13 protein-coding genes are annotated in these 15972 nt (G+C 54.9%); 3 read left to right on the forward strand and 10 right to left on the reverse strand.

Going from position 1 to position 15972, the window contains the following annotated elements:
• Positions 1-4 precede the first annotated feature (4 nt).
• Positions 5-1825, forward strand: a complete 1821-nt coding sequence (locus tag KFJ24_RS15425) for an acyl-CoA dehydrogenase C-terminal domain-containing protein (protein WP_250831984.1) — start codon at positions 5-7, stop codon at positions 1823-1825.
• A 46-nt stretch (positions 1826-1871) separates the two neighbouring features.
• Here the strand turns inward: KFJ24_RS15425 and KFJ24_RS15430 are convergent, their stop codons facing one another.
• The 10 genes from KFJ24_RS15430 to rpmH form a co-directional block, all read right to left on the reverse strand.
• The gene (locus tag KFJ24_RS15430; protein WP_250831985.1) at positions 1872-4226 is read right to left on the reverse strand and encodes a bifunctional diguanylate cyclase/phosphodiesterase; all 2355 of its coding nucleotides are present in this window, start codon (positions 4224-4226) and stop codon (positions 1872-1874) included.
• 44 nt (positions 4227-4270) lie between these two features.
• Positions 4271-5110, reverse strand: a complete 840-nt coding sequence (locus KFJ24_RS15435; RefSeq protein WP_250831986.1) for a tetratricopeptide repeat protein — start codon at positions 5108-5110, stop codon at positions 4271-4273.
• 166 nt (positions 5111-5276) lie between these two features.
• On the reverse strand, positions 5277-7082 hold the full coding sequence (locus tag KFJ24_RS15440; RefSeq protein ID WP_250831987.1) for an ArnT family glycosyltransferase: 1806 nt from the start codon (positions 7080-7082) through the stop codon (positions 5277-5279).
• Positions 7082-7771, reverse strand: coding sequence for a TVP38/TMEM64 family protein (locus tag KFJ24_RS15445; RefSeq protein ID WP_250831988.1), 690 nt, complete (start codon positions 7769-7771; stop codon positions 7082-7084). The genes KFJ24_RS15440 and KFJ24_RS15445 overlap by 1 nt, the downstream gene beginning before the upstream one ends.
• Complete coding sequence (locus tag KFJ24_RS15450) at positions 7752-8498, reverse strand: glycosyltransferase family 2 protein (protein WP_250831989.1); 747 nt, start codon at positions 8496-8498, stop codon at positions 7752-7754. The genes KFJ24_RS15445 and KFJ24_RS15450 overlap by 20 nt, the downstream gene beginning before the upstream one ends.
• 210 nt (positions 8499-8708) lie before the next feature.
• Positions 8709-10079, reverse strand: a complete 1371-nt coding sequence (gene mnmE / locus KFJ24_RS15455) for a tRNA uridine-5-carboxymethylaminomethyl(34) synthesis GTPase MnmE (protein ID WP_250831990.1) — start codon at positions 10077-10079, stop codon at positions 8709-8711.
• A gap of 73 nt (positions 10080-10152) precedes the next feature.
• Positions 10153-11856 carry a membrane protein insertase YidC gene (gene yidC, locus KFJ24_RS15460; protein WP_250831991.1) on the reverse strand — a complete coding sequence of 568 codons (1704 nt, stop codon included), beginning with the start codon at positions 11854-11856 and terminating at the stop codon, positions 10153-10155.
• Positions 11857-11860: 4 nt separating this feature from the next.
• Positions 11861-12154, reverse strand: a complete 294-nt coding sequence (gene yidD, locus KFJ24_RS15465; protein WP_250831992.1) for a membrane protein insertion efficiency factor YidD — start codon at positions 12152-12154, stop codon at positions 11861-11863.
• Positions 12154-12552: a ribonuclease P protein component gene (gene rnpA, locus KFJ24_RS15470; RefSeq protein WP_250831993.1), complete on the reverse strand. Its 399-nt coding sequence runs from the start codon at positions 12550-12552 to the stop codon at positions 12154-12156. The genes yidD and rnpA overlap by 1 nt, the downstream gene beginning before the upstream one ends.
• Positions 12553-12567: 15 nt before the next feature.
• The gene (rpmH, locus tag KFJ24_RS15475) at positions 12568-12702 is read right to left on the reverse strand and encodes a 50S ribosomal protein L34 (protein ID WP_008172542.1); all 135 of its coding nucleotides are present in this window, start codon (positions 12700-12702) and stop codon (positions 12568-12570) included.
• A 659-nt stretch (positions 12703-13361) separates the two neighbouring features.
• On the opposite strand from rpmH, the gene dnaA reads away from it, so the two are divergent.
• Complete coding sequence (gene dnaA, locus KFJ24_RS15480) at positions 13362-14804, forward strand: chromosomal replication initiator protein DnaA (protein ID WP_284709386.1); 1443 nt, start codon at positions 13362-13364, stop codon at positions 14802-14804.
• A 56-nt stretch (positions 14805-14860) separates the two neighbouring features.
• Entirely contained in the window at positions 14861-15964 is a 1104-nt protein-coding gene (dnaN, locus tag KFJ24_RS15485; RefSeq protein ID WP_250831994.1) for a DNA polymerase III subunit beta, read from the forward strand.
• The last annotated feature ends 8 nt before the right edge of the window (positions 15965-15972 follow it).

The raw sequence follows: 15972 nt of genomic DNA on the forward strand, positions 1-15972 counted from the left end.
CGTTATGCCGGTTTATAAGGCGCCGCTGCGCGACATGAAATTTTTGCTCAATGAGGTATTTGACTACCCCAGGCACTATAAAAGTCTCAAGAGCGGCGAAAACGCCACTCCGGACATTGTTGATGCCATTCTGACCGAGTGTGGGCGCTTCTGCGAAGACGTCCTGAGCCCCCTTTACCAGTCAGGCGACGAGGAGGGCTGCACGCTCAAAGATGGCGTTGTTACAACGCCCGCCGGCTACAAGGAAGCCTACAATCAGTATGCGATGGGTGGCTGGCAGGGGCTGTCTGCGCCGGAAGCGTTCGGTGGGCAGGGACTGCCCGCCTCCATGGGGCTGCTCAAGCAGGAAATGATGGGTACCGCCAACTGGTCATTCTCCATGTACCCTGGCCTGTCAATGGGTGCCATGAATACCATTTTCCTGCACGGCAGTGAGGACCAGAAACGGACCTACCTCACACCACTTACGGAAGGCCGATGGGGCGGTACCATGTGCCTGACCGAACCCCAGTGCGGCACAGATCTCGGCCAGGTAAAAACCAAAGCCGAGCCCCAGGCCGATGGCAGCTACCACCTGACTGGAACCAAGATCTTCATTTCCTCCGGTGACCACGACCTGACCGAAAACATTATCCACATTGTGCTTGCCCGCCTGCCGGACGCACCCAAGGGCACTCGAGGCATCAGCCTGTTCATCGTGCCCAAGTTCATGCCAGGCGCTAACGATGGTATCGGCGAGCGTAATGCTGTGACCTGTGGCAGCCTGGAAAAGAAAATGGGCATCAAGGCCTCCGCCACCTGCGTGATGAACTTCGATGGCGCCACCGGATTCCTGATCGGCCCGGAGAACGAAGGCCTGAACTGCATGTTCACTTTCATGAACACCGCCCGGATCGGCACTGCCATTCAGGGCGTGGGGCCGGCCGAGCTGTCCTATCAATGGGCGCTGGATTACGCCAAAGAGCGCCGATCCATGCGCGCGCTTTCCGGTAAAAAGGAGCCGGATCAGGTAGCCGATGCCCTGATCCACCATGCCGATGTCCGCCGGATGCTGCTGACCCAGAAAGCGATCGCAGAAGGTGGTCGGGCCATGCTGTATTATGCCGCACGATTGGCGGATCACATGGTGGAGGGCCATTCCGAAGGCGATCAGAAGAAAACCGACAAGTACGACGACAAGCTCGGTTTCCTGACACCCATCCTGAAAGGGTTTCTGACCGAATTGGGCTATGAAGCATCCAATCTCGGCATGCAGGTATTTGGCGGCCATGGCTACATCCGCGAGCACGGCATGGAGCAGATTGTCCGTGATACCCGGATTGCCACTCTCTATGAGGGCACTACCGGTATTCAGGCACTGGATCTTCTGGGGCGGAAGGTACTGCTGATGACGCGGGGTGGCGCGGTACGGGAATTTACCGCGAAGATCGCCAACTTTGCCCGCAAACATCTCACCGACAAGCGCCTGCGGCCCTACGCGATAGAATTGCTGAAGCTGACCGCGCAATGGAATCTGCTCACGGTGCGGGTCATGCTGGCGGCGCGCAAAGACCGGGATATGGTCAGTTCCGCGGCCCATGATTTCCTGATGTACAGCGGATACGTCACCATGGCCTACATGTGGGCACGGCAGGCCGCCGTAGCTGCAGAACGGTTAGACAAAGGCGGCGAGGAATCCGAGGCTTTTTACCAGTCCAAGCTGGCAACCGCCGAGTTCTACTACGAACGCCTCCTGCCACGGGCGCAGTCACACGCCACCAGCATGCTCAGCCCCAGCAGGAATCTGATGCAGATGCCCAAGGAAGCGTTTGCGTTCAACCACTGACAACGTTCAGCCAATGGCAATCCGCCGGCAGGTGCGCACATCCTGCTCAGGGGGAAGGTCTGGCCATGCCAAAGTACTCGCCCTGGGAAAAATCAATACCCAGTTCTTTTACCCGGGCCTGAACCTGCTCGTTGTGGACAAACTCTGCAACAGTGCGGATATTCAGGCTGCGGGCAAACTGGACGATGCCTCTGGTCACCAGAAACGCGGTCTGATCTTCATGCAGGTGGCGGATCAGGCTGCCATCAATCTTGATGAAATCCACATGAAGGCTGAGCAGGTGGGCGAAATTGGAATAGCCGGTGCCGAAATCATCAATGGCGATCCGGCAACCGTAGGGTTTAACCTGTTCAATGAATGAGCGAATTTCGTCATAGTTGGCAATACCATCGGATTCCAGGATCTCAAAAATCACCCGGTCACCGATGCCAGACCTGTCCAGGGCGTCAATAATCCGTTTCACGGTGGGCTGGTGGGCGATGTCCCCATATGACAGGTTCAGCGAAAATTCTTCTTCACGTCCGCTGAACTCACGAAAACACTGCTCCAGCATAACGGCCGTAAGGGTCCTGTTGAGGCGAAGCTTATTGGCAATATCAACAAAACGTGAGGCGCTGATCACATCGCCATTCCCCTCCACCATTCGCACCAGGCATTCAAATTTGGTCACCCGGTCAAGCTGGTTATCGTGGATGGGCTGGAACCAGGCAATCAGCCGTTCCTCATCAATAGCCTCTTTCAGCCGATTGGCCCAATTCAGGTTGTTTTCAAACGTTTCTTCAATACCCACAAGAGGGTCATAGAGCAACTGATGGCGACCTTGTTGCCGGGCTCTGAGTATGGCGGTCGTGGCCTGACTGATCAGCTGGTCTGCCGGATCATTTGCCCGGCGTTCCTGTCGAATTGCTACGCCAACGCTCGCGTCGAGCGTCAGTGGCTGGTTTTCCCAGTAAACGCGCTGGTCGGTGACCAGGGTCCTCATGTCTGCCGCCAGTTCTTCAATCGCGCTCTGGGACTCGGGACTGGTCAGTAAGGCAAATTCGTCACCAGGCAAACGATAGATGGTTCGTGATTCCACGCCACGGCGCAGGCTGGCTAATCGCGCAGCGACGACCAGCAAAACGTGATCACCGCACGCTGTGCCCAAAAGACTGTTGATCTGGTTAAACCGGTCCAGATTGAGAATCAACAGGGCGGCTCCCTCACGGGTTTGCAAATCACGCTGCAACCGGACCCGATTCGGCAGACCAGTCAGTTCATCGGTGTAGGAAGCCTGTAATTCACGAATCAGCCGGACAATTCGCCAGATCAGAAACACGCTGATAATCAGGAGCACGCCCGCTGTACCGAATAGAATTTGCTTGTTGGTACTCACCATGGTGCGCAGTACGGCATTTATTTCATCTTCCGGAACGCCCGCGCCATAAACCATACCTCCGGCAGTACCGGCAAAGTACAACTCGTAGTCCCGGCCATTCACCATCATCCGCTGAGTCGTCAGTGGCAGGCGCACGCTGCTGGCTGCTTCAGGTAATCGCTCAGCCAGGTTCAGACCAAGAATGGCATCGATCAACGCCTGTTCCTCACGGTTGTCTTCACCCTGACTCAGACTCGACAGGTTGCGATTGTTCCGATCGTTGAGGAAGGCAAAGCTCTGGTCGGTGACACTCACCTCACTGACCAGATCGATGATCTGATCTGCTGACCAGGCCGTTGTGGCAATTCCAAGCAATCGGCCATCACGGTTGTACATCGGGCTGGCCAGCGCCAGCAGCGCCCGCTTGGTATTGAGATCGAAGAAAACCGGCGACCAGTAGACGGTGCCTGCCTGCTGCGGATCTGGCTGCCAGTCCGGCCCGAGGGTGCGGGAGAACCAGGGTGAATTACGGTACTCACCAAACTGGGACTCGGTATCCAGACGTTTCGGAACCGTTGTCACCGATTGCCCGGCGACGGATGGCGTTTCCGAGTCCAGGATGTAATAAGGCATATAGCTGCGGTTGCCATCAGCGAGGATACCCGGCTCAAACCATAAACCCGCAGCCGAGGCGCCTTCAAAATCCTCGAGATGCTGCTTGAGTGTATTTTCCATATCCGATTTCAGAGTGGCTTCAGTGGCTGATGAGGGGCCATCGCCAAGCCGATAGAAACTTTCGCCAATATTGGCAAGAGTGACGGTATAGCTGGCAAGAGCTGACTGCCGGGCATCAATCCGTGCCAGACCGCCAGACACTACTTCCTTTATCTGTTGCCGGCGAAGGTCCGAAATCGCGTCCTTGGAATAATTGAGGTTGAGGTTCGAAAGCAGCGTCATCCCGACCAGGAAGACCAGCAGAAGACTGACAAGAAGCCAGAGAATGGAATGTCTCAGCGTGGGCGCCCGCAGAAACGGAAATAGCATAGAATGATCCCGGAGCGCTAACTCCCCTTATCGATTAATGATGATTAACCGTCATCCCGTTCGGCAACCGATGAAAGACTCTGGAGCGCCCCCTGTGCGTCACTGTGTCCTCCTTCAATAGCCTGCTGATACCAGTAGGCGGCTTTTTTGCGATCCGTTTTAACACCCTTGCCGCGCTCATAAAGTCTGCCCAGCAGATAGCTTGCGTCGGCCGATTCGGGCGCCGCGCGACGGGCCCAGTCAAATGCCTCGTCGAACTTCTCGAACGCGTAAGCAATCATCCCCATGCTGGCCTGGGCGCGAGTATCACCGTTCTCTGCCGGAGTGGAACACACCTTTCTGGCCGCACTGAAGTTCTTTATGCTGGTGAGCAGATAGCAATCGCTGAGCGCTTTGCTTTGAACAGTAGCAGCCCCGGTTTGCTCGTCCTCCGTTGCCTGCACGGATTCAGTCCGGGTGTTCACCCGCTCAGCAAACGCCTCAACGTCTTGCGGACAGGAATAATCGTAGCCGGCCCGATAACTTTGAAGATTGTCTTCCGTGGCTGGCCTGGTTTCATAGTCCAGGGCGATGGCGTCACAACGGGCGTCCCGTTCCCGCCGGATCTCTGAAAGAATCGACTGCTGGCCAGTGTCGCCCCGGTGTTTACGGAGGTAATCCGTCAATGGGTCGATGTAAGGTTGGGCGAACAGTGCCTCGCGTTCATGCTGCGACGTTTCCCTGGTCTGGCTCACGTCGCCTTCAGAGGCATCTTGGCCGGCTTGATAATCTGGGCCATGGGCCGGCGTGACTGCCCGTTCAATGAACGCACAGCCGTTCAGCAAAAAGGCAAGCAGCAGCGTGACATACGCAAGGCGCTGCTGAGGGAAAGAGCGAACCGGCATTTTGAACATGACCCCATTTACCAATACAGGAAACTGCTGAAAATCTTGCCTAGCAGATCATCGGGCGCTATCGCGTCGGTGATCTACCCCAGAGCATCCTGCAGGGCTTTCAGGTCTTCGTGCAGCAGTCTATCACGTATTGCCATCGCCGCGGGCTGAAGCACGACTAGAGGTCAGGCGAACTGGCTTTCACACACAACCCTGTGCTTTCACGGCACGGATACGGTGTTGTGAACTCTTGCCGTTTGGCGGGTGCCTGGCAAGAGGCTTTTTGCTGGTCGGGGCCGAGGAGGTACCAGGCCTCCCGGTGGGCAACACCCAGTTTGGGAGCGCCTTCATAACCAAAACAGGCCAGCTCAAGGCCATTCTCCACAAGCAAATACCGTTCGGTCCCCTCGTTCATCCACCGCCAGGCATTGCGTTCCATACCCCGCTCGCTGCTGAAATAGCTAAAGTGGGTTATGTCGAGCCGGGAAAACAAAATGAATTGCTCGCTGAAACGAAGCAGGCCAAGTTCCGCATCAGGGGGCAGTCTTTGTTCTGCGGCGGCGAGTATGTTCCGTGGCGTACGCAGGGGTTCCATGATGCTATAGCCCCAGGTAGAGAACAGCAGCCAGCTCACCATCAACGCCAGGAACCAACGGAATAGAGCGTGGCTTCGCCAGAATATGAGCAAGGAAGCCAGCCAGAGAATACCGAAAGTCAGGAAGAAGCTTCCAGCCTCAGGGAGGCGGGCAGGATCCCGGCTGTAATCGCTGAATTTTTCCACAAGCCTGGGGTGATCGTTTAACGCCAGAATGCCAACCGCAATCAGAGCCACAGCCAGAACTCCGTGTAGCCCTGTCATCAACGGCGACAACCAGGCCGACGTGCCTTCCCGAAGGCCGGGCAAGCTGTCCAGGACCACAGCAATGCCAAGTGCGAACATCGGTAGCGCGGGTAACAGGTATACACCACGCTTACCCGGGCTGAGACTGAAGAACACCACAACCAGAATGACCCAGACAAACAGTACAACGAGTTCCGGCTGATGGCGCAAACGCCGAGCAAACGGGCGCCAGGCTGCCAGGATCAGCAAGGGAAGCGGAAACCAGAGTGACGGAATCACATTGACGATGAAGTAGTACCAGGGCTGCAAATGCCCCCAGGAATTGGCGTATCGCTCACCCGTCTGTTTGAACAGTATATTGTCGCGATAGGCCAGTGCGGCGTCGGTGCCAACACTGTCCACATACATCACCATGGGCACCAGCCAGGCAGCAGCAACGAGAAGCATCACCAGTGGGCCCAGGGTACAGCGCCAGGTCAGTGCATCACCAAACCGGGTACGGTCTTTGATCGCCATTGCCAGTAGTGGAAGAAACATGAAGATGGGCAGGAATCCGACACCCTTGGTAATGATGCCCAGCCCCATAAAACCCCAGGCCGCAAAATACCAGCCCCAGGCCGGTCGCTCGAAAAAGTGTCTGAGCAACCCGTAACAGGCAACGGTTATCCAGCAGGCGACCATGCCGTCGATCTGGGCTCTCTTGGCCTGAATCAGAAACTGGGGGGCAAGCAACAGCAAACCAAGGGCGATAGCGCCGGTACGCGGATTCCAGAGTCGGCGTCCCAGGTCGAATACCAATGCTGAGGTCAGCAAACCACACAGGGCATTGGGCAGCAGAAAAGCAATTTTCAGATTGCCGGTGAGCCAGTAGAACAGGGCGACGGCCCACATAAAGACCGGGGGCTTGTCGGGATAATACTCGCTCCCCCGCATGGGAATGAGCCATTGTCCCGAGTCCACCATTTCCCTGGCGACTTCCGCAAAACGGGGCTCATCCGCAGGCCACGGCGAACGCAGGCCGATCCCCATGAATATCATAAACGCGGCAAATGCCATCAGCAGCAGGAACAGCTGCCGTTCTGACAAACGGCTTATCCGGTCGGCAAGATCATCAAGAAGACGGGACACAGACATAGAACCCATCAGAACTCTTCAGATAACGGGGCAGAAAGGTTTCGTATTCGCCGGTTTCGATAAAGCGTGGCAGCAATCATTGCGACAACAACAAAAAGCGCAGCCCCCAACAACAATGGGTATTGGTTGGCGTTGCCGATGCCGGCACCGGCCAGCGCAAAGATCAGCATTTGAGGCAGATAACCCAGAGTGCTGCCAACAAGGAACGGCAATACCCGTATACCGGAGGCTCCAGCCAGGAGGTTTGTAAGCAGGTTGCTGCCCACCGGCAGCAACCGGATCAGCATAATCTTTAACAGCGGATCCAGGGCAATGGTGCGGTCAAAGGCCGTCATCCGGCGTTCGAACCGCTTAAGCAGGGTGGGTCTGAGCAAAAATCTGGCGGTGTAAAAACAAGCCGCCGCTCCCAGGGTGGTGACCAGGGTGGAGAAGATCGTCCCCGTGGAAAAGCCCATGGCAAAACCAAACACGAACGCAAGCAATTGCCTGGGGGCTCCGAGCCCGGAATACACAGCACCACCCGTAGCAATCAACACAACACCCATCACGCCATGACTGTGAAGGTAACTGGCAAGATGTTTCTGGTCGGCCAGGAGGTCAAGCCAGCCCTGGCTGATAGCCAGCGCACCGGTGACTGCCAGAAACAGAAATGAAAGTGGCTTAAGCCAGCTTTTCATATCAGGACTGGCCTGCGTCATGGGGTTCACTTATACGAATAACCGGCATGCGCCGTATCAGCCACATCACGCCCATCAGGTCAACGATGCCTACCCAGGCCCGGTTCCAGGCAGAGTATTTGGAAATTCCCTGCTCGCGATGCCGGTGATTCACCTCAACCACGTCTACCAGGCCACCCGTTGCCTTAACCAGCGCCGGGATAAAACGGTGGCCATGATTGAACCATGGCAATTTCAGGAAGGTTTCCCGGGGCAGCACTTTCAGACCACAACCCGTGTCCGGAACGCCGTCATGCAGCAAGGCATTCCGTACCCGATTCGCCAGCCGCGACTGAAAACATTTCCAGGGAGTATCCTTTCGGTTTTTGCGGTAACCGGCGATACAGAAATCATCGGCACCGATGGTTTCCGCCCGCCGTAACATCGCGGGAATATCGGCTGGATCATTCTGACCATCGCCATCGATGGTGACAATCAAGTCTCCACGGGCATACCTCACACCGGTTTTTACCGCACAGCTCTGACCGGCATTCCGTTCATGCCGAATCGTCTGAATCGGGCATTCGAGGGATTTCGCCGTAGCAAGCGCCATGGCAAGGGTCTGGTCGCTACTGCCATCATCCACTATGACGATTTCAAACCGGGGATACTCGTTCAAAGCCGAGTGAATCTCGGTAATCAGTTTGCCAATGCTGTCTTCCTCGTTCATCACCGGAATAACAACGGATAAAGATGTTTCTGAAGCCATAAAGACGCCACCTTGAGCGAATCCCTTTTCCTTACGGGTTCGATGTCCATTTTTGATTCGCAAGAGTGTGGCTCAGAGAGCTTAAGGAACCCTTAAGACCGCAATAAAAACCTCACGACCATCCGGGAGCGTCGTGAAAAAGGTTAGCGAGTTTCGAGAAAATACAGGGAGTAAATCAGAGAGGGGCAAGTAGAACCGGTTGTTCCGGTTCTACTTGCCAATGCAGAAACTGCTGAAGATCTTGCCAAGTAAGTCGTCCGGGGTCAGGTGCCCGGTGATTTCGCCCAGCGCATCCTGTGCTGCCCGCAGGTCCTCTGCCAGCAGTTCGCCGGCACCGTAGCCTTCGAGCTGACTTTGTCCTTGCAACAGTGATTGCCGGGCTCGCTCCAGCGCATCGAGATGACGACGGCGTGCAAGGAAGCCACCCTCGGTGGTACTGGCAAAGCCCATGCACTGTTTCAGATGATCCCGCAGGGTTTCCAGGCCTTCGGCAGATTTGGCGGCAAGCCGGATGACCGGCGCTGACTGATGCGGTTCGGCAGTGATTCCAACGGTTTCACCGGAAAGGTCTACCTTGTTGCGTATCACGGTAACCGGTGCTCTGGCAGGCAGCTGATCAATAAAGTCAGGCCAGATTTCGTGAGGTTCGGTTTTATCGGTCGTGGTCGCATCCACCATGAGCAGGATCCGGTCCGCCTGACGAATTTCATCCCAGGCCCGGGAAATTCCGATCTGTTCCACCTCGTCGGGGCTGTCCCGCAGGCCCGCAGTGTCGATGATGTGCAGGGGCATACCATCAATGTGGATATGTTCCCGCAAGACATCCCGGGTCGTCCCCTCTATGGCTGTCACGATAGCTGCTTCGCGGCCAGCGAGGGCATTCAGGAGACTGGATTTACCAGCATTGGGTCGCCCGCCAATAACCACTTTCATACCGTCACGCAGAATGGTGCCCTGCTGCGCTTCGGCCAGAATGGTGTTAAGGCGGTTCAGCAGTTCTTGCAGATCCCCCGCGACCTTGCCATCCGCCAGAAAGTCGATCTCTTCCTCCGGAAAATCGATGGCGGCTTCGACGTAAATGCGCAAGTGGGTCACCGCGTCGACCAGATCGTCAATGCGGCGCGAGAATACTCCCTGCATCGAGCGTACAGCGCAGCGTGCGGCCTGCTCTGAACTACTCTCAATCAGATCTGCAATGGCCTCTGCCTGGGCGAGATCCAGTTTGTCATTCAGAAAGGCGCGTTCGGAAAACTCACCAGGCCGCGCCAGGCGGGCGCCGCGACGGCAGACTTCCCGTAACAATAAATCGAGAATAACCGTTCCACCATGGCCCTGTAGTTCAAACACATCCTCCCCGGTAAAAGAATGGGGATTCGGGAAAAACAGGCCAATACCCTCATCGATCAGTCCACCATCGCTTCCTAGAAATGGACCATAGTGGGCATACCTGGGCCGGGGCTCGAATCCCAGTATCTGACTGGCAATTTCAGTGGCCAACGGACCGGAGACGCGAACAATCCCCACACCGGCCTGGCCGGGCGCCGTAGCTATTGCTGCAATGGTGTCAGAACTCTGGTTCATCTCGGTTCCCTCAGTCTGAAACAACAAAGGCTCCATGAAGGAGCCTTTGTCTGGGTCGGGTCGGCTGCCGTGGTTATTGCTTCTTGGCTGCCGTCTCTGCTTCGATCTTGCGGGTAATGTACCACTGCTGACTGATCGACAGGATATTGTTCACCAGCCAGTACAGGACCAGACCTGCCGGGAACCACAGGAAGAACACGGTGAATACCAGTGGCATCATCTTCATGATCTTCGCCTGCATGGGATCCGGCGGTGTCGGGTTCAGGTGCATCTGCAGGAACATGCTGGCGCCCATCAGGATCGGCAGGATGAAGTACGGATCCATCTGGGACAGATCGTTAATCCACAGCATGAACGGGGCATGACGGAGCTGAACACTCTCGAACAGTACCCAGTACAGGGAAATAAACACCGGCATCTGAACCAGAATCGGCAAACAGCCACCCAGCGGATTGATTTTTTCGCGCTTGTACAGGCCCATCATTTCCTGGGACATGCGCTGGCGATCATCGCCATACAGTTCTTTCAGCCGGGTTAACTGGGGCGCTACCGCCCGCATTTTGGCCATGGACTTGTAGCTGGTTGCCGACAAGTGGAAGAAGACCGCTTTCACCAGAACGGTCAGCAGGATGATGGAAACACCCCAATTGGCGACGATGCCGTGGAACCACTGAAGGATGTAGAACAGTGGCAGAGAGATAAAGAACAGCCAGCCGAAATCAACGGTGCGATCCAGGTTTGGTGCTATGTTTTCCAGGCGATCGATGATTTTCGGGCCAACGTAGGCGTTGGCTCCGACTTCAACTGTTTCGCCTGGTGCAACGCTGGTGGCTGGATAAACAAAGCCCATCACGTTCAGCGAGCCACGGGTTGTGGTCTGGAACTGGGCCGGCTGGTCACGTTCGGGAATCCAGGCGGTCAGAAAATAGTGCTGAAGGAATGCCAGCCAGCCATTAGTAACGGATTGGTTGACGGGCGCTTCTTCCAGGTCACTGAAATCGAATTTTTCGTAAGGGTCCTCGGGGGAACTCATGACCATGCCCAGGAACGCCTTGATACCCATACTGGTCTGGGCGGTCGGATCCGGGGCCTGATCGCGAACGATTTTGCCGGTAAAGTTGGCTTTCCATTCCTGTCCGGACTGGTTTTCGATCAGGTAGCGAACGCCTATTTCATAGCTGTCGCGCGCGAACTGGTACCGCTTGACGATCTTGACCCCGTTGTCAGTGGTGTAGGTCAGATCAACGTTCAGCTGGTCCTGGCCATCGGATAACTCGTAGTTTTCCGCTGATACTTGATAAACCGGTGCACTGGCATTTTTGCGGCTATCGGGGCCGTCACGACCAATCAGACCACTTTCCAGAACGTATGTCCGGCTTTCGGTATTGGTCAGCAGTCGCAGGGAATCGTTGCTGTTCAGGGATTCATCGTAATTGAGCAGGGAACTCTTGACGAGGTTACCGCTTACCCGGTCAATGGTCAGATCGAGTACATCGGTGCGAACGGTGATGAACTGGTTTTCAACTGCGGCGCCGTTGGTGGTTGATGCAACAACGGTGTCACTGCCTTCCGGGGTAGCGAACTCTTCATCGGTAGCCTGATTCTGGTTGCTTTCCGGGAGCACCATGGAATCCGTACCACTCGCCGTTTGAGAAGCAGAGGCTTCAGTCACCTGGGCGGTTTGTGGTTGTTGATGATAGTCCTCATTCCAGGCAAGCACCATCAGATAACTGACAATAGCCAGGCCGGCAAATAATACGATGCGTTGAATATCCATAGAGTTACTGTCTGGTCTGGGTTGTGGGATGGGAATGATCTTCCTGAACGCAGGTAGTCACGGAGTCAGCGCATCCGGATTGTGCCGTGCCTGGTACCGGATCATAACCGCCTTCGGCCCAGGGATGACACCTTAAAAGCCGTCGAATTGAGAGAAAAATTCCTTTTAGCGCGCCATGGTGGCCAATGGCTTCAACAGCGTATTGCGAACAGGTGGGATAATGGCGGCAGTGACTGCCCATCAGAGGACTGATTGCGTACTGATAGAAGCGGATGGGCAGGAGCAAGAGTTGGCGCATTAACCCGTTCCTCTACTGGCATGCTCTGGTGTCGATGCTCGGGATTGGCTGTGCTTTTTTTTCAGCCGGCGCCAAAGATCATTAAGCGAATCGCAGATGACCTGGTTATCCAGGCTTGCTAGCCCCTGTCTTCCGAGTACCACAATGTCCAGAGCCGGGAGTTCCGTCTGATGTCTGAAGGTCTCTCGAACCCGGCGTTTGATCCGGTTCCTCTGAACGGCCAGTTTCAGATTCTTTTTGGAGAAAATCAGACCGACCCTGGCATGACCGAGATTATTCGGTGTTGCCAGGATCAGGAAATTCCGGTGCGGAACTTTCAGCTGTACGTCATCGAAGACTTTGCCGTAATCAGCCGGTCGTAGCAGACGGTGTGATTTCGGAAAGTTCAAAGCCTTCATGAGGCGACCAGCAAGTTACGCAGACAGACGTGCGCGACCTTTGGCACGACGACGGGAAATAACCTTGCGGCCGTTGGCTGTTGCCATACGGGCACGGAAACCGTGTACGCGCTTACGCTTCAGGACGCTTGGTTGAAACGTTCTTTTCATGGTGATGATCTCACAATTCGTCAGTTGGTAATTCAGTAATTGGCCGGAAAATATACAGCCAAAACAGGAGCGGCATTCTATGCAAATACCGGGGGGAATTCAACGGTTATTGCTAGGGGCTTATGCTGATGGCTGGTTCATCGGGGTTAAGCGGCTCAGTAATTACATTAATAGGTCTTTTTAGAATTCTTTTAAAGATTACTTATTACTGTTATTAGGGAGGGCGTTTTCTGTGGATAAGCGAATAAAAATAAAGAAAGTCAGCGGATTACGGCGTTGATAAGGATTCTGATAAAGCGGGATGAGCCCTGTGGAAGAATGCATGACCAAATGTGGGTAAGTCGGGTTTGGAGAATCGAGGCGAGTTATCCACCTGTTCGACCTGTGCTTTCACACAGGGTTAACCGCAAGGTGTACACACAGGGTTGTGGGTAACTTATGTGGAAAGAAATTTCTGTACACAAGGTTGTAGGTAAGTTTGTAAGAAACTGAAAAATATAGTTTAAAATTTCCACAGGCTGTTCATGAAAAGTCTTTTACTCTTTCACTGGAGGAGTCGGCAGGTTAGAATCCGGGGTTCTATCTTGAGACTGGAAATTGCGTTATCTGGTCTGGGACATTTCTGGGTTATCAGGGAGCTGACTGTCGTGCCGAACAGTATGTGGCATCAATGTCTTGAAGTACTCCGGGACGAGTTTCCCGCACAACAGTTCAATACCTGGCTAAGACCCCTCCAGTCTGATCAGCAGGAGGGTCTACTGATGCTGTTTGCGCCTAACCGGTTTGTGATGGATTGGGTAAATGAAAAATATCTCAGGCGGATAGAAGAAGTATTGAAGGACCTGAACGGTGGACAGGCTCCTCGGGTAAACATGAAAGTCGGGTCTGCTCCCCGGGAAAGTGAGCCAGTCAAACGGTCTCAGGCGCCTTTGAAGGTCAATGGGGATGTTCAGGAAGAAACCGGCAGGCGAGTGACCGAAGAAGAACGGGGCATCGCCGTTTCGGTGGGCGGGGGCTCAGCGGTAAGAGCCAAGTCCGCGAGTGAACGCCGCGAGGTGCAGGTTGAAGGTGACATCAAACATCAGAGTTTCCTGAATGAAGGCTTCACGTTTGACACCTTTGTCGAAGGTAAGTCGAACCAGCTGGCACGTGCTGCTTCAATGCAGGTGGCGGAAAATCCTGGTGGAGCCTACAACCCGCTTTTTCTGTACGGTGGCGTGGGGCTGGGTAAGACTCACCTGATGCATGCGATCGGTAATGAAATTGTGCGTCGGAATCCTCGGGCTAAAGTGGCGTATCTTCGCTCGGAGCGGTTCGTTGCCGATATGGTCAAGGCGTTGCAGCTGAATGCGATTAATGAATTCAAACGCTATTATCGTTCGGTGGATGCACTGCTGATTGATGACATTCAGTTCTTTGCACGTAAAGAGCGTTCCCAGGAGGAGTTTTTCCACACATTTAACGCTCTGTTGGAAGGTGGGCAGCAGGTGATTGTAACCTGTGACCGGTTTCCGAAAGAAATCGTAGATATGGAAGAGCGACTCAAATCCCGCTTTGGTTGGGGATTGACGGTGATGGTGGAACCGCCGGAGCTGGAAACGCGAGTCGCAATTCTGATGAAGAAGGCCGAACAGGTAAACGTGAAACTCAGTAGCGAAGCCGCCTTTTTTATTGCGCAAAAAATCCGGTCGAATGTCCGGGAGCTAGAAGGGGCGCTGCGTTTGGTGATAGCGAATGCTCACTTCACTGGCTCTGAGATTACCCCTCCCTTCATCAGGGAAAGCCTGAAAGATCTGCTGGCGCTGCATGAGAAACAGGTGAGTATTGACAATATCCAGCGCACGGTGGCCGAGTACTACAAGATCAAGGTGGCGGATTTGCTGTCCAAGAGACGGACCCGGACCGTTACCCGACCGCGTCAGGTGGCCATGTCGCTGTCCAAGGAGCTGACCAATCACAGTCTGCCCGAAATCGGCGATGCCTTTGGTGGCCGCGATCACACGACCGTGTTGCATGCCTGTAAAAAAATCGTGGAGCTACAGGAAACTGATCCTGGTATCCGCGAAGATTATCAGAACTTTATGAGACTGCTGACCACCTGATGCCGGGTGTTAGCGAATAACATTCACCCTTCCAACATAAAAGAAAGCTGAGTGCCATGAAACTGACGATCAGCCGTGAATCCCTGCTTACCCCGTTGCAAAGCATTGCCGGGGTGGTGGAAAAGAAACAGACCATGCCGGTGCTCTCCAACGTATTGCTGGTGGCAGAAGATAATACCCTGACACTGACCGGCACCAATATGGAAGTGGAGCTTGTTGGCCGGGTTACACCGGTGCATGTGGATCAGCCCGGACGAATTACCGTACCGGCACGAAAGTTGTCCGATATCTGCCGGGCACTGGGTGATGAAGCGCCGATCGAGCTGGCCCTCGAAGGCGATCGTTTGCACCTGCGTTGCGGTGCCAGTCACTTCACGCTGTCGACCCTGCCGGCGGAGCATTTTCCGAATGTGGAAGATGAGGATGAGAGCTTCCGTCTGGAGCTGCCTCAGAAAGAACTGGGCAGGATGCTTGATGCCACGGCGTTTGCCATGGCCCAGCAGGATGTACGTTATTACCTCAACGGTTTGTTACTGGAGGTGGACAAGGACCATGTCCGGACAGTAGCTACGGATGGCCACCGTCTGGCGATGGCGCATCTCGAATTGCCGACGGGGTGTCCGGACTTGCGGCAGGTGATTGTGCCGCGTAAAGGTGTGCTGGAATTGGCGCGGCTGCTCGATGATGTGGAAACTCCGGTAACGCTCGTTATCGGTGATAACCATCTGCGGGCGACGGTTGGGGCCTACACCTTTACCTCCAAGCTGATTGAAGGCAAGTTCCCTGATTACAACCGGGTTGTTCCCCGCGGTGGGGACAAAGTCGTGCTGGCAGATCGGGCGACGCTGAAAAACACCTTGCAGCGGGCCGGGATTCTTTCGCATGAAAACATCCGGGGTGTCCGTCTGAACCTGGCAACAAATGAGCTGCAGGTGTTTGCCAACAACCCGGATCAGGAACAGGCCGAAGACGCGCTGCCTGTGGATTATCAGGGCGAATCCCTCCAGATTGGTTTTAATGTAGGCTACCTGGTCGACGTGATGAATGCGCTGGAGGAGGATCAGGTTAAGATTACCCTGTCCAATCCGAACAGCAGTGCGTTGATCGAAGCACAGAATGATAACCGTTGCCTCTACGTCGTTATGCCGATGAGGTTATAGGAGGAGAA

Origin of the sequence: Marinobacter sediminum (assembly GCF_023657445.1) — a bacterium.
In the GTDB taxonomy this organism is placed as follows: Bacteria; Pseudomonadota; Gammaproteobacteria; order Pseudomonadales; family Oleiphilaceae; genus Marinobacter; species Marinobacter sediminum_A.